This is a genomic window from Duganella sp. GW821-FHT07G03 (assembly GCF_059418605.1).
Genome location: NZ_JBWKQE010000014.1, coordinates 1 through 19,288 on the forward strand (window position 1 = coordinate 1; position 19,288 = coordinate 19,288).

Genomic DNA, 19,288 nt, shown 5'->3' on the forward strand with positions numbered 1-19,288 from the left:
CCCAGGTGGCCGGCCTGACCACCAACGGCGTGGCCGCGCTGGAAACGGCCGACTTCGCCGCGCTGTCGACCAACGCCATCGCCGCGCTGAGCGCCAACCAGGTCAAGGCCCTGACCACCAACCAGGTCGTGGCGCTGACCACCAACGAAGCCGCCGCGCTGGGCACCGCGCAAGTGGCCGCGCTGTCGACCAACGCCATCGCCGCGCTGGAAACGGCCGACCTGTCGGCGATCAAGGTCGCCGCCATCGGCGTGCTGAGCACCGCCCAGGTCACGGCGCTGACCACCGGCCAGGTGACCTCGCTGGCGACCGCCTCGCTGGCCGCGCTGAGCACCGCCGGCATCGCCGCCCTGAGCACCAACCAGGTCGTCGCGCTGACCTCGAACCAGGTGGCCGCGCTGGGCACCGCGCAAGTGGTGGCGCTGAGCACCAACAGCATCGGCGCGATCGAGACCGCCGACCTGGCCGGCCTGTCCACCGCCGACCTGGCCGCGCTGCGCACCGCCCAGCTGGCTGGCCTCTCCACCGCCCAGGTCAGCGTGCTGGCGACCGCGCAGATCGCCGCGCTGTCGACCGCCGCCTTCGCCAGCGGCCTGACCACCAGCCAGATCGGCGCGCTGACCACCGTCCAGGCCGTGTCGCTGAGCGTGCAGCAAGTGGCCGCGCTGTCGACCCGCAACGTCGCCGCACTGGCGACCTCCAGCGTGGCCGCCCTGTCGACCAACGAGATCGCCGCGCTGAGCGCCGTCCAGCTGGGCGTGCTGAGCTCCGACCAGGGCGTGGCGCTGACCTCGACCCAGGTGGCGGCGCTGACCACCGCGCAAGCCGTGGCGCTGTCGACCAACGCGCTGGCCGCGCTCGACACCGCCGACGTGGTGGCGCTGAGCACCGCCGCGTTCGCCGCGCTGAGCACCCGCCAGATCGCCAGCCTGCGCACGGCCGAAGTGGCCTCGCTGACCACCAACCAGGTGCACGCGATGACCTCGGCGCAACTGCACGCGCTGAGCAGCGACCAGGTGCACGCGATGAGCACCGACCAGACCCACGCGCTGTCCTACCTGACCCCGATCGCGCTGGACCTGAACGGCAACGGCGTGCAAACCACCGCACTGGGCCAGGGCGTGCAGTTCGACCTGCTGGCCAACGGCAACAAGGTCAACACCGGCTGGATCGCCGGCGGCGACGGCCTGCTGGCGCTGGACCGCAACCACGACGGCGTCATCAACGACGGCGGCGAGCTGTTCGGTTCGGGCACCACGCTGGCCAACGGCCAGAAGGCCGCCACCGGCTACCAGGCCATGGCCGAGCTGGACACCAACGGCGACGGCACCATCGACGCCAAGGACAGCGCCTTCGCCGACCTGCGCGTCTGGGTCGACGGCAACGCCGACGGCGTCAGCCAGGCCGACGAGCTCAAGTCGCTGCAGGCGCTGGGCATCACCAAGCTGAACCTGGACGTCAAGCAGGACGGCGCGGTCAACAACGGCAACATCCTGGGTCTGAGCTCGACCTTCGAGACCGCCGACGGCGCCACCCACGCGGCGGCCGACGTGTGGTTCGCCACCACGCCGGTCAGCAAGCTGAGCGGCAACGTCAGCGGCCTGGCCCAGGCGCTGTCCAGCTTTGCCGGCGGCGCCGCGGCGGCCCCGGCCAGCGCCAGGCTGGACCTGCCGGGCGCGGTCGGCAGCAACGTCGCCCAGCTGGCCGACGCCATCAAGCAGTTCAGCGACAAGCCGCTGGGCGCCGAGACCCAGGCGGCCACCGACAGCGAGCTGCGCCTGAAAGCGCTGCAATCGCAGGGCGGCCACGGCTTCCTGGCCTCACCGGCCAAGTAAGACGGATCCGTAGCACGGCAGGAACGGCAGGGCTTAGGCCCTGCCGTTTTGCCCTCCGGACCCGGTTTTTCGTAGCGAAATGCAAGTGTCGTGGAATGCATACGCGTTGCGCGTAGTAAACAAAAAATTTTAATGTACTCAGTAAATTTGTCGCTTTGTACGTTCAGGACGGCTGCCGGCGCAGGGGTTTCCGTCACCGATTAACCAAAACTATGTGATGGTGCCAAGCAATAAAAATGTTAACGGTAGGAAAAATCCCGGTGCTGGTATCCTAAAGTTGGCTTGGATATTGACGTTAAGAACTAAAGTCCAGCGCTTTTCTCGCGTTTAACTCAAGCAATTCCGTAGCAAAATAGCAAGTGGTACCCAATTTAACGTTGGAGCCGGGGGGAAATGATTCCCGTGGGCTCCGACCTTCGTCCGTCTAGAACAGTGCGGCACCCCAAGGAGAATGGAAATGAGCCTCGTAACCAGTTTTTCAACTGACCAGATCGCAGCACTGTCGACGGCTTCGATAGCGGCGCTGGCCACCTCTGATATTGCGGCGCTCAATTCCGCCCAGTTCCGGGCGTTCACCACGGACCAGATCGGGGCCTTCACCACGGCCCAGGTCGGCGCCTTCACCACCGCCCAGCTGTCGGTCGCGCTGACCACCGACCAGACTGTGGCGCTGTCCTCGAACCAGGTGGCGCAGCTGTCGTCGGCCCAGGTGGCCGCGCTGTCGACCAACTCGGTCGCCGCGCTGGAGACGGCCGATTTCGCCGCCCTGAAGACCTCGTCCATCACGGGCCTGACCACCGCCCAGCTGGGCGCGCTGACCACCGACCAAGGCGTGGCCCTGACCGTGGCGCAGGCCGGCGCCCTGGGCAGCGCGCAAGTGGGCGCGCTGAGCACCAATGTGCTGTCGACCCTGGAAACGGCCGACTTCGTGGCCCTGAAGACGGCCGGCATCGCCGCCCTGAGCACGGCCCAGGTGTCGTCGCTGAGCACCGTCGAGGTGAGCGTGATGACCACCGCCCAGGTGGGCGCGCTGAGCACCGCCGACCTGGCCAGCGGCCTGACCACCGACCAGGTGGTGGCGCTGTCGTCCAGCCAGGTGGGCGTGCTGAACAGCGCGCAGGCTGGCGCGTTGTCGACCAACAGCATCGCCGCGATCGAGACCGCCGACATCGGCGCCCTCAAAACCGCCGTGTTCGCCTCGCTGCGCACCGCGCAGCTGGTGGCCCTGACCACCGACCAGATCGGCGCGCTCAACAGCGCCCAGATCGCCGCCATCCCCACCGCCAGCATCGGCACCCTGACCACCGACCAGGTGGTGGCGCTGAGCAGCGCCCAGGCCGCCGTGCTGAGCTCCGCGCAGGTGTCCAACATGGGCACCAGCCAGATCGCCGCCATGGAGACGGCCGACCTGCAGGCCCTGAAGACCTCGGTCATCGGCGCCCTCACCACCAACCAGGTCAAGGCCCTGACCACCGACCAGGTGGTGGCCCTGACCACGACCCAGGCCGGCGCGCTGACCAGCGCCCAGGCCGCCGCGCTGACCACCGACCAGGTCGCCAACATGGAAACGGCCGACGTGGCCGCGCTCAAGACCGCCGCCATCGCTGCGCTGTCGAGCAACCAGGTCGGCGCCCTGACCACCAACCAGATCGGCGCGCTGTCGACCGCGCAGGTGGCCGCCACCACCACCGCCCAGCTGACCGGCCTGACCACCGACCAGATCGTGGCGATGAGCTCGGCCCAGTTCGGCGCCCTCAGCACCGCCCAGTTCGCCTCGCTGTCGACCAACGACATCGCCGCGATCGAGACCGCCGACATCGTCGGCCTGAAGACCAGCCTGATCGCGGCCCTGACCACCAACCAGCTCAAGGCCCTGACCACCGACCAGCTGTCCAACCTGACCGTGTCGCAGGTGGCCGCCATCACCACCGCCAGCGTCGCGGCGCTGACCACCGACCAGGTGGTGGCGCTGACCAGCGCCCAGGCCGCCACGCTGAGCACCGCCCAGGCGGCCGCGCTGTCGACCAACGACATCGTCGCCATGGAGACGGCCGACTTCGCCGCGCTGAAGACCGCTGTCATCGGCTCGCTGTCGACCGGCCAGGTCGCGGCGCTGACCACCGACCAGGTGGTGGCGCTGACCGCCGCCCAGGCCGCCGCGCTGGGCACCAGCCAGGCCAGCGCGCTGTCGACCAACGACATCGTCGCGCTGGAGACGGCCGACGTGGCCGCGCTCAAGACGGCCGTGATCGCCTCGCTGTCGACCAACCAGATCGGCGCCCTGACCACCGACGGCATCCACGCGCTGTCGAGCGCCCAGTTCGCGTCCATGACCAGCACCCAGATGGCCGGCCTGACCACCGACCAGATCGTGGCGATGACCTCGGCCCAGTTCGGCGCCCTCAACACCGCCCAGTTCGGCGCGCTGTCGACCAACGACATCGCGGCGATCGAGACCGCCGACATCGTCGGCCTGAAGACCAGCCTGATCGCGGCCCTGACCACCAACCAGCTCAAGGCCCTGACCACCGACCAGCTGTCCAACCTGACCGTGTCGCAGGTGGCCGCCATCACCACCGCCAGCGTCGCGGCGCTGACCACCGACCAGGTGGTGGCGCTGACCAGCGCCCAGGCCGCCACGCTGAGCACCGCCCAGGCGGCAGCGCTGTCGACCAACGACATCGTCGCCCTGGAGACGGCCGACTTCGCCGCGCTGAAGACCTCGGTCATCGGCAGCCTGTCGACCAACCAGGTCGCGGCGCTGACCACCGACCAGGTGGTGGCGCTGACCACCGCCCAGGCCGGCGCGCTGACCAGCGCCCAGGCCACCGCGCTGTCGACCAACGACATCGTGGCGCTGGAGACGGCCGACGTGGCCGCGCTCAAGACCGCCGTGATCGCCGCGCTGTCGACCAACCAGGTCGGCGCGCTGAGCACCAACGACATCAACGCCCTGTCCAGCGGCCAGATGGCCGCCATGACCACCACCCAGATCGCCGGCCTGACCACCGACCAGATCGTGGCGATGACCTCGGCCCAGTTCGGCGCCTTCAACACGGCCCAGTTCAACGCGCTGTCGACCAATGACATCGCCGCGATCGAGACCGCCGACATCGTCGGCCTGAAGACCAGCATCATCGGCGCCCTGACCAGCAACCAGTTCAAGGCCCTGACCACCGACCAGCTGTCCAACCTGACCGTGTCGCAGGTGGCCGCCATCTCGACCGCCAACATCACGGCGCTGACCACCGACCAGGTGGTGGCGCTGACCAGCGCCCAGGCCGCCGTACTGAGCACCGCCCAGGCGGCCGCGCTGTCGACCAACGACATCGTGGCCCTGGAGACGGCCGACTTCGCCGCGCTGAAGACCTCGGTCATCAGCAGCTTGTCGACCAACCAGGTCGCGGCGCTGACCACCGACCAGGTGGTGGCGCTGACCACCGCCCAGGCCGCCGCGCTGGGCACCAGCCAGGCCAGCGCGCTGTCGACCAACGACATCGTGGCGCTGGAGACGGCCGACCTGGCCGCGTTCAAGACCGCCGTGATCGCCTCGCTGTCGACCAACCAGATCGGCGCCCTGAGCACCAATGACATCCAGGTGCTGTCCACCGCGCAAGTGGGTGCGTTGACCACCAGCCAGGTGACCGGCCTGACCACCGACCAGATCGTGGCGATGACCTCGGCCCAGTTCGGCGCCTTCAACACCGCCCAGTTCGGCGCGCTGTCGACCAACGACATCGCGGCGATCGAGACCGCCGACATCGTCGGCCTGAAGACCAGCCTGATCGCGGCCCTGACCACCAACCAGCTCAAGGCCCTGACCACCGACCAGCTGTCCAACCTGACCGTGTCGCAGGTGGCCGCCATCACCACCGCCAACATCGCGGCGCTGACCACCGACCAGGTGGTGGCGCTGACCAGCGCCCAGGCCGCCACGCTGAGCACCGCCCAGGCGGCCGCGCTGTCGACCAACGACATCGTCGCCCTGGAGACGGCCGACTTCGCCGCGCTGAAGACCTCGGTCATCGGCAGCCTGTCGACCAACCAGGTCGCGGCGCTGACCACCGACCAGGTGGTGGCGCTGACCACCGCCCAGGCCGGCGCGCTGACCAGCGCCCAGGCCACCGCGCTGTCGACCAACGACATCGTGGCGCTGGAGACGGCCGACGTGGCGGTGCTCAAGACCGCCGTGATCGCCGCGCTGAGCACCAACCAGATCGGCGCCCTGAGCACCAATGACATCCAGGTGCTGTCCACCGCCCAAGTGGGCGCGCTGACCACCAGCCAGGTGACCGGCCTGACCACCGACCAGATCGTGGCGATGACCTCGGCCCAGTTCGGCGCCTTCAACACGGCCCAGTTCAACGCGCTGTCGACCAACGACATCGCCGCGATCGAGACCGCCGACATCGTCGGCCTGAAGACCAGCATCATCGGCGCCCTGACCAGCAACCAGTTCAAGGCCCTGACCACCGACCAGCTGTCCAACCTGACCGTGTCGCAGGTGGCCGCCATCTCGACCGCCAACATCGCGGCGCTGACCACCGACCAGGTGGTGGCGCTGACCACGGCCCAGGCCGGCGCGCTGAGCACCGCCCAGGCTGCCGCGCTGTCGACCAACGACATCGTGGCCCTGGAGACGGCCGACTTCGCCGCGCTGAAGACCTCGGTCATCAGCAGCCTGTCGACCAGCCAGGTCGCGGCGCTGACCACCGACCAGGTGGTGGCGCTGACCACCGCCCAGGCCGGCGCGCTGGGCACCAGCCAGGCCAGCGCGCTGTCGACCAACGACATCGTGGCGCTGGAGACGGCCGACGTGGCGGTGCTCAAGACCGCCGTGATCGCCGCGCTGAGCACCAACCAGATCGGCGCCCTGAGCACCGATCACATCCACGCCCTGTCGACCGGCCAGGTTGGCGCGCTGACCACCAGCCAGGTGACCGGCCTGACCACCGACCAGATCGTGGCGATGAGCTCGGCCCAGTTCGGCGCCTTCAACACGGCCCAGTTCAACGCGCTGTCGACCAACGACATCGCCGCGATCGAGACCGCCGACATCGTCGGCCTGAAGACCAGCATCATCGGCGCCCTGACCAGCAACCAGTTCAAGGCCCTGACCACCGACCAGCTGTCCAACCTGACCGTGTCGCAGGTGGCCGCCATCTCGACCGCCAACATCGCGGCCCTGACCACCGACCAGGTGGTGGCGCTGACCACGGCCCAGGCCGGCGCGCTGAGCACCGCCCAGGCGGCCGCGCTGTCGACCAACGACATCGTCGCCCTGGAGACGGCCGACTTCGCCGCGCTGAAGACCTCGGTCATCAGCAGCCTGTCGACCAACCAGGTCGCGGCGCTGACCACCGACCAGGTGGTGGCGCTGACCACCGCCCAGGCCGGCGCGCTGGGCACCAGCCAGGCCAGCGCGCTGTCGACCAACGACATCGTGGCACTGGAGACGGCCGACGTGGCGATGCTCAAGACCGCCGTGATCGCCGCGCTGAGCACCAACCAGATCGGCGCCCTGAGCACCGATCACATCCACGCCCTGTCGACCGGCCAGGTGGGCGCGCTGACCACCAGCCAGGTGACCGGCCTGACCACCGACCAGATCGTGGCGATGAGCTCGGCCCAGTTCGGCGCCTTCAACACGGCCCAGTTCAACGCGCTGTCGACCAACGACATCGCCGCGATCGAGACCGCCGACATCGTCGGCCTGAAGACCAGCATCATCGGCGCCCTGACCAGCAACCAGTTCAAGGCCCTGACCACCGACCAGCTGTCCAACCTGACCGTGTCGCAGGTGGCCGCCATCTCGACCGCCAACATCGCGGCCCTGACCACCGACCAGGTGGTGGCGCTGACCACGGCCCAGGCCGGCGCGCTGAGCACCGCCCAGGCGACCGCGCTGTCGACCAACGACATCGTGGCCCTGGAGACGGCCGACTTCGCCGCGCTGAAGACCTCGGTCATCGGCAGCCTGTCGACCAACCAGGTCACGGCGCTGACCACCGACCAGGTGGTGGCGCTGACCGCCGCCCAGGCCGGCGCGCTGGGCACCAGCCAGGCCAGCGCGCTGTCGACCAACGACATCGTCGCGCTGGAGACGGCCGACGTGGCCGCGCTCAAGACGGCCGTGATCGCCTCGCTGTCGACCAACCAGATCGGCGCCCTGACCACCGACGGCATCCACGCGCTGTCGACCGGCCAGGTTGGCGCGCTGACCACCAGCCAGGTGACCGGCCTGACCACCGACCAGATCGTGGCGATGAGCTCGGCCCAGTTCGGCGCCCTCAACACCGCCCAGTTCGGCGCGCTGTCGACCAACGACATCGCGGCGATCGAGACCGCCGACATCGTCGGCCTGAAGACCAGTCTGATCGCGGCCCTGACCACCAACCAGCTCAAGGCCCTGACCACCGACCAGCTGTCCAACCTGACCGTGTCGCAGGTGGCCGCCATCACCACCGCCAGCGTCGCGGCGCTGACCACCGACCAGGTGGTGGCGCTGACCACCGCCCAGGCCGCCACGCTGAGCACCGCCCAGGCCACCGCGCTGTCGACCAACGACATCGTGGCCCTGGAGACGGCCGACTTCGCCGCGCTGAAGACCTCGGTCATCGGCAGCCTGTCGACCAACCAGGTCACGGCGCTGACCACCGACCAGGTGGTGGCGCTGACCACCGCCCAGGCCGGCGCGCTGACCACCGCCCAGGCCACCGCGCTGTCGACCAACGACATCGTTGCGCTGGAGACGGCTGATCTGGTGGCGCTCAAGACCGCCAACATCGCGACCCTGTCGACCAACCAGATGGGCGCGCTGACCACCGGCCAGGTGACCAGCCTGACCACGGCGCAGATCGGCGCGCTGAGCACCAACAGCCTGTCGGCCGGCCTGACCACCGACCAGGTGGTGGCGCTGACCGCGAGCCAGATCGGCGCGTTCAGCACCAATCAGTTCGGTGCGCTGTCGAGCAACTCCATCGCCGCGATCGAGACCGCCGATGTGGGCGCCTTGAAGACCTCGATGATCGCCGCCCTGCGCACCGCGCAGAGCGTGGGTCTGACCACCGACCAGCTCACCGCGCTGTCGACCGCCCAGGTCGCCGCGCTCGGCACCAGCGTGCTGTCGGCCGGCCTGAGCACCGACCAGGTGGTGGCGCTGACCAGCGCCCAGGTCGCGGTGCTGAGCTCGGCCCAGGTGGCGGCGCTGTCGACCAACGCGGTCGCGGTGCTCGGCACCGAGGACGTGGCCGCGCTGAAGACCTCGTCGCTGGCGGCGCTGACCACCGCCCAGGTCAAGGCGCTCACCACCGACCAGATCGTTGGCATGACCACGGCCCAGTTCAACGCCATGACCTCGGCCCAGGCCCAGGCCCTGACCACCGACCAGATCTCGGTGATCGAGACCAACGACCTGCGTGCGCTGCGCACCACGGCGATCCAGGCCCTGAGCACGCTGCAGATCTCCAAGCTGACGACCGACCAGATCCACTCGATGACCACGACCCAGATCTGCTCCATCACCAGCGCCCAGGTGCCGGGCCTGACGACCGACCAGATCAACGCCCTGCCTTCGCCGCTCGGCACCCCGATCGTGCTCGACCTGAACGGCGACGGCATCAACACCCTGGGCCTGTCGGCTGGCGTGAACTTCGATCTGAACGCCACCGGCACCAAGGTCAACACCGGCTGGGCCGGCGGTGGCGACGGCCTGCTGGCCCTGGACCGCAACCACGACGGCGTGATCAACGACGGCGGCGAGTTGTTCGGTTCGGGCACCACGCTGGCCAACGGTCAGAAGGCGACCAACGGCTACGCCGCGTTGAACGAGCTCGACACCAACGGCGACGGTGTGGTCGACGCCAAGGACAGCGCGTTCGGCGACCTGCGTGTGTGGGTGGATGGCAACGCGGACGGCGTCAGCCAGGCCGACGAGCTGAAATCGCTGGCATCGCTGGGCATCACCAAGCTGAACCTCGATGCCAAGCAAGACGCCTCGCTCAACAACGGCAACATCGTCGGTATCACCTCGACCTACGAGACCGCCGACGGCGCCAGCCACGCGGCAGCGGACGTCTGGTTCCAGACCGGCGCGGCCACGACCAGCCTGACCACCTCGGTGAGCGGCCTGGCCTCGGCGATGTCGAGCTTTGACGCGGCGGCGGCAGCGACCACCACCACGGCCAAGCTGGAAGTGCCGAACAGCGTCAACACGGCGGTGGCGGCGATGGCCGACGCGATCAGCAATTACGACAACAAGCTGACCGCGACGACCAACTCGGCTGCAAGCGAGGAAACGCTGCGCCTGAAAGCACTGCAAGGCGGCAACCACCAGGGCTTCCTGGCTGCCAAGTAAGCAGCTTTCATAGCGACAGCAAGAACGGCAAGGCCTGCGGGCCTTGCCGTTTTTTTTATGCCCCGAACAACAAGGTAAATTGCGCTGTGTTTGCGCCACACAAAAACCTCCCGGAAACACTATGCTGGGTTAGAATCCGAAGGCTGGCACGATAGTGCGCTAATGCAAGCTTTTCCCAGCTCTTTCCCATTCATCAGGCCTATGCACGATAAATTTCCCCATACCGCGATCCAGTGTCTGACAGCGATCGCGCAGCATCACGGTCTGCAAATCAATCCGGAACGCCTGATCGACGACTATGCGTTGCGCGCCGAGGAACCAGGCACCGGCGCGCTGCTGCGGATCGCCTCGGACATCGGCCTCAAGGCCAAGGCCGACCAGCTGACCTGGTCGCGCCTGATGGCGCAGGGCGGCGTGTTCCCGCTGATGGCGCGCCTGGTCGACGGCAACATGGTGATCGCGGTCGGCGTCAAGCCCGGAGAGAACGGGGCCGAGGACCAGGTCGCCGTGCTCAATCCCGTCAACGCCAACGCCGCCGTGGTGATGGTCGGCCGCGCCGACTTCGAGCAGCGCTGGCACGGCGAGGTGTTGTTCATCAAACGCCAGCACAAGTTGAACGACCCCAACCAGCCGTTCGGCCTGCGCTGGTTCATCCCCGAGATCCTGAAACAGAAAGCGGCGTTCCGCGACATCTTCATCGCCGCCATCGCGATGCAGCTGCTGGCGCTGGCCTCGCCGATCTTCTTCCAGCTGGTGATCGACAAGGTGCTGACCCACCAGAGCGTGACCACGCTGCAGGTGCTGGCGGTGGGCATCATCGCCGCGCTGCTGTTCGACGCCACCTTCGGCTTCCTGCGCCAGACGCTGACCCTGGCCGCCTCCAACAAGATCGACATGCGCCTGACGCGCCGCGTGTTCAGCCACCTGCTGTCGCTGCCGATCGACTTTTTTGAAACCACCAGCGCCGGCGTGGTCACGCGCCACATGCAGCAGCTGGAAAAGATCCGCAGCTTCCTGACCGGCCGGCTGTTCTTCACCGCGCTCGACCTGATCGCGCTGCTGGTGTTCGTGCCGATTCTGTTCAGCTACTCGTTCAAGCTGGCCATGATCGTGCTGCTGTTCGCCGGCATGATCGCGGCGGTGGTGATGGCCATGGTGCCGACCTTCCAGCGCCGCCTCAACGCGCTGTACTCGGCCGAGGGCCAGCGCCAGGGCATGCTGGTCGAGACCATCCACGGCATGCGCACCGTCAAGGCGCTGGCGATCGAGCCGTCGCAGCGCCGCATCTGGGACCAGCGCTCGGCCGAGGCCATCACCATGCACTTCCGGGTCGGCCAGATCTCGATCGCCGGCAACGCCGTCACCGACTTCCTCGGCAAGCTGCTGCCGGTGATGCTGATCGTGGTGGGCGCGGCCGACGTGTTCGACAGCACGCTGTCGGTGGGCGCGCTGATCGCCTTCCAGATGCTGTCGGGCCGCGTCACGCAGCCGCTGATCTCCATCGTCGGCCTGGTCAACGAATACCAGGAGACCGCGCTGTCGGTGCGCATGCTGGGCGAGGTGATGAACCGCGCGCCCGAGGGCCGCGCCGGCGCCAACGGCCTGCGCCCCATCCTGCAGGGCGAGATCCGCTTCGACGACGTCACCTTCCGCTACCCCGGCGCGCAGGCGATGGCGCTGGACAAGGCCCGCTTCACCATCGAGCCGGGCACGGTGGTGGGCATCGTCGGCCGCTCCGGCTCCGGCAAGACCACCCTGACCAAGCTGATCCAGGGCCTCTACCCGGTGCAGGAGGGCATCGTCCGCTTCGACGGCATCGACGCCCGCGAGATCGAGCTGTCGCACCTGCGGCGCCAGATCGGCGTGGTGTTGCAGGAGAACTTCCTGTTCCGCGGCACGGTGCGCGAGAACCTGTCGGTGACCAAGCCCGACGCCACCTTCGAGGAGCTGGTCGAGGCCGCCGCCGCGGCCGGCGCCGACGAGTTCATCGAGCGCCTGCCGCTGGGCTACGACACCGTGCTCGAGGAGAACGCCTCCAACCTGTCCGGCGGCCAGAAGCAGCGGCTGTCGATCGCCCGCACCCTGGTGGCCAAGCCGCGCATCCTGATCCTCGACGAGGCCGCCTCGGCGCTGGACCCGGAGTCGGAGGCCATCTTCATCAGCAACCTGTCGCGCATCGCGGTGGGCCGCACGGTGGTGATGATCTCGCACCGCCTGTCGACCCTGGTCAACGCCGACAAGATCATGGTCATGCAACAGGGCCGGCTGGTCGATGCCGGCCGCCACGAAGAACTGCTCATCAGTAGCGACACTTACCAGCACCTATGGAACCAGCAAACAAGTCACCTCTAAGCTTCAAGCGGCGCCGCAAGGACGAAACCGAAATCGCCTTCCTGCCCGATGCGGACGCCATCGAGCGCGGCCCGCTGCCCCGGTTCGTGCGCCTCACGCTGCACGTGATGCTGGCCGCGTTCGTGTTCTTCATCGTCTGGGCCAGCGTCTCGCCGGTGGAGAAGATCGTGGTGGCCCACGGCCGCCTGGTCAATCCGCTGCCCAATATCGTGGTGCAGCCGCTCGACACCTCCATCATCCAGAGCATCGACGTGCGGGTCGGCCAGGTGGTGAAAAAAGGCCAGGTGCTGGCCACGCTGGACCCGACCTTCACCGCCGCCGACGAGCAGCAGCTGCGCGTGCGGCTCGACAGCCTCAACACCCAGGCCGCCGGCCTGCGCGCCGAGCTGGCCGGCCAGCCGGGCGCCGTCACCGGCAGCGGCTCGAGCGCCGACAGCCTGTTGCAGGCGCAGTTGTCGACCGAACGCAAAGGCAACTTCGAAGCGCAGAAGAACAAGATGGACCAGAACATCGCGCGCCTGAAGGCCGGGCTGGAAACCAACAAGCACGACCAGGTGATCCTGGCCCAGCGCGTCAAGTCGCTGCGCGAGGTGGAAGCCATGCAGGAGCAGCTGATGGCCGAGCAGTTCGGCGCCAAGATGCATTTGCTGGAAGCGCGCGACCGCCGCCTCGAAGTCGAGCGCGACATGGACCTGCAGCGCAACAAGGCGGTCGAGATGGCCAGCGAGCTGGCCTCGGCCCAGTCCGAACGCGCCGCGTTCGACAAGAGCTGGCGCCAGAAGGCCATGGAGGACTTGCTGAGCGCCACGCGCGACCGCGACGGCGTCGCCGAGCAACTGTCCAAGGCCGACAAGCGCGCCAAGGCGATCCACATGCTGGCGCCGGCCGACGGCGTGGTGCTGGAGATCGGCAAGCTGTCGGTGGGCTCCATCGTGCGTGAGGCCGAGCCGCTGTTCACCCTGGTGCCGCTGGGCGCCCAGCTGGAGGCCGAAGTGCAGATCGATTCGCTCGACATCGGCTACATCAAGCCGGGCGCGCTGGCCCACATCAAGGTCGACGCGTTTTCGTTCCAGCAGCACGGCATGCTGGAGGGCAAAGTGCGCACCGTCAGCCAGGATTCGTTCAAGCGCGAGGCGGCCGACAAGAACGGCGGCGGGCTCGATGCCTACTACCTGAGCCGGATTCCCTACACGGGCAAGCTGAAGAAGATGACCGACGGCGCCCAGCTGCTGCCGGGCATGACGGTGTCGGCCGAAGTGGTGGTGGGCCACCGCACCGTGATGTCCTACCTGCTGTACCCGCTGACGCGGGCGCTGGACGAATCGATCCGCGAGCCATGATCGTCACCGCGGCCCGCGATCCGCGCGGGCCGCGTCGACAGTGCTAGAACGAGACGTTTTTAGCCTTGTACAAAAACTCGTACTCATCCATTTTCGGATTGCACGCCTGGCCCCAGAGGGCGGGCGCGCGCGAGATCAGTTCGAATTTTTCATAATCGATCGCGAACTCATCGGCCTTGATGCCACCGACGCTGGTGTGATTGATGTGATAGATGAATTTTGAGGAAATACGATTGAAGTGCCCCATGTAGTTCGTTACCGTACTCATGGGCATTTCCGACAGGCTGTATGAATTGAAGCAGAGGTCTATCGTATTGTTTTTTATTTCCTGAATCGCAAAGTTAGGCAGGATCAAGGCGTCATATTTGCTGAGGTCGTCCTTTTCCAGGTCGACTTCGCCGTAGAGCCCGATTTTCTTGTCTGGCGCTCCGCTCAGGAGGAAGAACGCGGCCAAGGCCATGTTTTCAGGTAAATCCACGTCGATGTAAGTCACGTCGGGATTGTCCCGTATCATGAAGTAGGCCAGGCCGCCAAATCCACCGCCAATCTCCAGGACGAACTTATGCTTCGGTCCCTGCACCAGGCGGCTGATCATCGTCGCGTAATAATGCTGATAATCGCAACCTGCGCGATAGAAATTGCCTTCAATAAAGCAGCCGTAGGGATTCCCGACATCCGGCGCGTTGAGGGCGGTGATCGGCATGGTCTTGCCGATCGACGCGATCCATATGTTAAAGCGGTGCATCAGGTCGGCGACATATTTTCCCTTGGCGTCGTCGGTGATGGAGCCGGAAAAATAGTCGGTGAACATGTCGACTGGCATGCCATGCAGCCCGACGCTGCAACGCTCGCGGAAGAAGTTGCTGTAAATTTTAGCCACAGCGTCTACATTTTCACTGGACAAGGCCGCCATGATCTCTTTCATGTAGCCTTCATAGATGGGCAGCCACATATAGCCGACTTGATATTCCTCACCGGCGTTTTTTTGCGCGGCCTTCGACAAGTTATAGGCTTTGATGATGCGTTTGATAACTTGGCGATCAACTTCCATCTTGCGATCCGCGAACCCGTTTTCTATGGATAACAGCATAATTTTTCCCTGCAGTGGTTTAGGATAGGTAAGGCTTACGGCAAACTCAATTTACTCAGCACATCGTCGACATTTTCTGCCGTCAATTCCTGATACAGGGTGTCTCTGTTGTTCAGGATGATTTCATCGCTCAGCTTGGCAAAGTCGACCTGGAGCAGCTTGTCGATGACTTGTTGATCGAAGCGGTTTTTGATCAGCTTTGCCGGATTGCCGCCGACGATGCTGTAGGGCGCGACATCCCGGGTGACCAGGCTGCCTGCGGCGACAATCGCGCCCTGGCCGATGGTCACGCCGGACAGGATGGTGGAGTTGTAGCCGATCCAGACATCGTCCTTCACCACGATAGGGCCCTTGGACCCCGACTCCAGCGTGGCGAAGTATTTGGTTAAGAATGGAAAAGTCGACAATCCCTGATACGGGTGGTTGCCGCCCAGCAGAAACTTCACGTCGTCGGCAATCGACACGAAGTTGCCGATGGTTAAACTCTCATCCTTCGCGCCGAACGCCCACAAGGTCAGGCCGCCGTAGGATCGCCGGCCTGCCGTCACCTTGTTGAAGTTGATGACACCACGCCAGTCGGTGATGCTCACCTCGTTGTGGGCGTTCAGGCGCCGCCAGTGGTCCGCGATCTCCATCTTCCGCACCTGGTCGGGAGCGGGCGCCGCTGGCGCGGCCGGCGCCGGCGTGGCGCTGTCGTCGGACAAAATCAGGCCTTCGATCGCCTCGTAGAAATAGTCGTCATGCAGATAGTCCTGCATATGGATGAAGAATCCATTCTTGTGGAAGCCATTCTTTTTGTCGAAATAGAAGGGGATGATATGCCTGATTAATATTATCTTTTTTTCCAGCTGATAGGTGGCGTCCGTCAGCAGGCCCATGGCCAGATACTTCTTCAGGAAGGCCAGGTAATTCTTGCCAAAAACCTGGGCGATATTGTAGCCACCTATTTTTCCGCCGACCATGCTGGTGAAATAGGCGTCATAGAACACGATGGCGCGCTTGCCCTTTTCCATCAACCGGAACAGGATGTCGGTCTGGATCAGCTGGGTTTTCGCGCTGGCGGTGAAGTCGGGGATCGCCCGGAAATCGTCGCGCCAGATGCAAAATCCCCCCATCCAGGTCGTGAAGTACGACGCGGCCTTGACGAATTCGTCGAGGTTATTGCAAATCGTCAGCTGCCCGCCGTTGACGTTGTTATTGCCATTTGTAAAGAAAAGGACCGGTTTTTCAGCTTCGGTCGCTTTGATCACTTTAACCAGTTCAGCAAGACTTCCATCCTTGACGAACAGATTGTCGTTGTGGAGCTTCAGGCAGGCGCCGGTGCCCCTGGACAAGACCCGCTCCAGATTCAGTTCCGTGCCGACATTTGTCTCGTTCTTGAAATACTTAACCTTGCCGGGGAATTTCTGTTCGAATTCCTGGCCCACGTCCTGGGTGTCATCGGTCGAGACATTATCCGAGATGATGACTTCGATTTCTTCTGTGCTGAGAAATGCATCCTGACAGCTAATGCTCTCCAGTGTCTTCCTTAAGAAGCCGGAACGATTGTAGGTAGGTATGCAGATGGATAATAAAATACCTGAGGAGTTCATGGAAAATCACCTATCGTAAAATTGACTTCTGTCCGGGCGGGATGGCGGAGCACTCACCCAGCCTTGGATCGCCGCGATACCTGCCCCAATTTGCCCGCGGCGTTCAGCGAGGCCTGGGTGCCGACCATCGCGCAGACATCCGGCGACAGGCCGCTTTGCAAGACGATGCCAGCGCGTCCAGCCGGCGACAAGGCCTCCATCATCCAGGAACCAAAGCCGCCGTCGACGAGATGGTCCTCGAGCGTGATAATTTCATCCAAATGCGCGCACGACTCGATCTGCATGGGTTTGTAACGGCTTCCCCAGAGCGGCAGACTGTGCACGGAGCAATCCGCGAAGGCTTCCTGCGCGGCGAGCTGCATGCCAAGCTCCAGCGTCGCGCCGGTCGTCAGTATCGTGGCGCTCCCGGCATGCGCGCCGACGCGCGGAGTGGCCAGCCACTTGCCGGGCGCAACCTCCGGTACTTCGCTGTGAAAACAGGGTTCGCCAGCCTTGCCCAGGCGCAGATAGGAGGGTTGGGGATGGTTCACCAGATAGCGCATGCAGGCGCGCACTTCCATCGGATCGCCGGGCGCCGCGATCAGCATATTCGGCATGGAGCGCAGCAGCGCGTAGTCCTGCACCGCATGGTGGGAATAGCCGAGCGCGCCGTAAGCGAGCCCGCCACCCACCGCGACCACCGTCACCGGCAATTGATGGTAGGCGATGTCATTGCGGATTTGCTCGGCACAACGGAAAGTCGGAAAGTTCGCGATGGAATAGGTAAATACGTGATAGCCCTCGGACGCCATGCCGGCAGCCAGCCCGGTCATATTTTGCTCGGCCACCCCGGCATTGATGAAGCGGTCCGGGAAGCGGTCTGCGAAGGGCTCGATCACGGAGTAGCCAAGGTCGCCGACGATCAGCGCGACATTGTCGTGGATGGCCGCCAGCGCGACCAGCTCTTCAATAAATGCGTTTCTCATGAGGTGGATCCGATTTCGTTAATTGCCTGTGCCAGCTGGGTGGCGTTCGGGCTCTTGTAGTGCCATTCGACCTTGTTTTCCATGAAGCTGACGCCCTTGCCCTTGGTGGTGTGGGCGATGAGCATGCTCGGCTTGCCGGGTTCCCAGGGGAGCGTCGTCAAGGCATGCAGCAAGGCGGCGTGATCATGGCCGTCGATTTCGCGCACTGCCCAGCCGAAGGCGGAGAACTTCTCCGCCAGCGGTTCGAGACGCAGGGTGCTTTCATTCGTTCCCAGGCTTTGCAGCTTGTTGTAATCGACAATGCCGACCAGGTTGTCGAGCCGGTGATGCGCGGCGAACATGATCGCTTCCCAGTTGCTCCCCTCGTCCAGTTCGCCGTCGCTCAGCAGCACGAAGGTGCGCCATGCCGCCGCGCGCCGCTTGGCCGCCATCGCCTTGCCCACGCCGAAGGGCAGGCCGTGTCCCAGCGAGCCGGTGGAAAATTCAACGCCTGGCACCTTGTGGCTGATGTGCGACATCAATCTGGAGCCATTCTGCGCATAGGTCTGCAATTCCTCGATCGGAATAAATTTGCGCAAGGCCAGGGCGGCGTAGACGCTGGCACAGCAATGTCCCTTACTCAGGATGAATCGATCGCGCGAGGGCAGGGCTGGCTCGTCGGGATCCACATGCAGCACTTCTTTGTAGAGCACGGCCAGGATGTCGGCGATGGACAGCGCCCCCCCGATATGCGAAGCCTTGGCCTGTGCGACCATTTGCAGCGCCGTGATCCTGATGTCCCTGGCAAAATGTATAGTATTCATAGTTCGCTTGAAGTCACGAGGCCCGCGCTGGAAGGCGGTTTCTGTTGCGTTCGTATGCCACGGTGGCGGCGATGCCGGCTTCCAGCCCGACCTCGGGCTGCCAGCCGGTCAGTGCCGTCAACCGGCCGGTATCGGCCTCCAGGTGCATCACCTGGTCGGGGCGATAGGGGACGGCGCCGTACTCCGGCACCAGGTCCGACGCCAGGCTCTTGCGTATCGCCTCGACATAATCGCGCAGCGGGCGCGCCGAGCCGGAGCCGAGATTCAACACACCCTGCGCGCCGCTTTCGATGACCGCGCTCACTGCGCGCGCCGCGTCGGCCACGTACAGGTAGTCCCATTGCTGTTCGCATTGGGTCAGGGCCGGCTTGCGGCCGGCGAGGAACTCCTGGATCACGTAGGGAATGAACCAGCCCGGCGCATCTTCCGGCCCGTAGGTGGAGAACACCCGGAGCCATGCGCCGTGGAGGCCGCGCGCCTCGCACAGCGCGAGCGCGGCAATGCCGGCGGCCAGCTTGGACTTTCCGTACAGGGTGGTCGGCAGCAGGGCCGCCTTCTCATCCAAGCGCCGGTTCTGATTGCCGTATTCGGCCTGCGAACCCAGTCCCACCCATTGCTTGCAGCCGACGGCCGCCGCCAGATCGACCGCGTCGAGTGTCAGCGTGAGATTGTCCTTGACCTGGAACGCTTCGTTTCTGTCCTTCCCGCCCACCCCCTGCCATGCGCAATGCACAAACGCGTCCGGTTTCGACCCGGCCAGGGCGGCGATGGTGGCCGGCGAATGCAGCGAGACATAGCTGACGATCCTGACACCGGATACATCGGCCAGGCGAGCGAGGTCCGACTCCTTGCGGACCAGGACCGTGACGGCGGCCCCGGACGCCAGCAGTTCGCGGACGATGGCGGCGCCGATAAATCCCGTTCCCCCGGTGATGACGACATGGCGTGGCATGCT

Annotated in this window: 9 protein-coding genes; 4 read left to right on the forward strand and 5 right to left on the reverse strand. The window is 65.4% G+C overall.

Annotated features, from left to right (window positions below):
- The 4 genes from AC07OK_RS18150 to AC07OK_RS18165 all read left to right on the forward strand — a co-directional run.
- Positions 1-1,835: SPM autocatalytic domain-containing protein (locus tag AC07OK_RS18150; protein ID WP_494691611.1), on the forward strand; the 1,835-nt coding region annotated here is incomplete at its 5' end.
- Between the two features lie 457 nt (positions 1,836-2,292).
- On the forward strand, positions 2,293-10,191 hold the full coding sequence (locus tag AC07OK_RS18155) for a beta strand repeat-containing protein (protein WP_494691612.1): 7,899 nt from the start codon (positions 2,293-2,295) through the stop codon (positions 10,189-10,191).
- A gap of 201 nt (positions 10,192-10,392) precedes the next feature.
- Positions 10,393-12,543, forward strand: coding sequence for a peptidase domain-containing ABC transporter (locus tag AC07OK_RS18160; RefSeq protein ID WP_494691613.1), 2,151 nt, complete (start codon positions 10,393-10,395; stop codon positions 12,541-12,543).
- Positions 12,516-13,883, forward strand: a complete 1,368-nt coding sequence (locus tag AC07OK_RS18165) for an HlyD family type I secretion periplasmic adaptor subunit (protein ID WP_494691614.1) — start codon at positions 12,516-12,518, stop codon at positions 13,881-13,883. The genes AC07OK_RS18160 and AC07OK_RS18165 overlap by 28 nt, the downstream gene beginning before the upstream one ends.
- 43 nt (positions 13,884-13,926) lie before the next feature.
- On the opposite strand, the gene AC07OK_RS18170 is transcribed toward AC07OK_RS18165, so the two are convergent.
- The 5 genes from AC07OK_RS18170 to AC07OK_RS18190 are packed head-to-tail and all read right to left on the reverse strand — an operon-like array spanning position 13,927 to position 19,285.
- Positions 13,927-14,973, reverse strand: a complete 1,047-nt coding sequence (locus AC07OK_RS18170) for a putative sugar O-methyltransferase (protein ID WP_494691615.1) — start codon at positions 14,971-14,973, stop codon at positions 13,927-13,929.
- Between the two features lie 35 nt (positions 14,974-15,008).
- Entirely contained in the window at positions 15,009-16,565 is a 1,557-nt protein-coding gene (locus AC07OK_RS18175; RefSeq protein ID WP_494691616.1) for a glycosyltransferase, read from the reverse strand.
- A 53-nt stretch (positions 16,566-16,618) separates the two neighbouring features.
- Entirely contained in the window at positions 16,619-17,530 is a 912-nt protein-coding gene (locus AC07OK_RS18180; protein WP_494691617.1) for a transketolase family protein, read from the reverse strand.
- The gene (locus tag AC07OK_RS18185) at positions 17,527-18,333 is read right to left on the reverse strand and encodes a transketolase (RefSeq protein WP_494691618.1); all 807 of its coding nucleotides are present in this window, start codon (positions 18,331-18,333) and stop codon (positions 17,527-17,529) included. Before AC07OK_RS18185 ends, AC07OK_RS18180 begins: the two co-directional genes overlap by 4 nt.
- A gap of 13 nt (positions 18,334-18,346) precedes the next feature.
- A complete protein-coding gene (locus tag AC07OK_RS18190) occupies positions 18,347-19,285 on the reverse strand; it encodes an NAD-dependent epimerase/dehydratase family protein (protein WP_494691619.1) in 939 nt (312 codons plus the stop codon).
- Positions 19,286-19,288 lie beyond the last annotated feature (3 nt).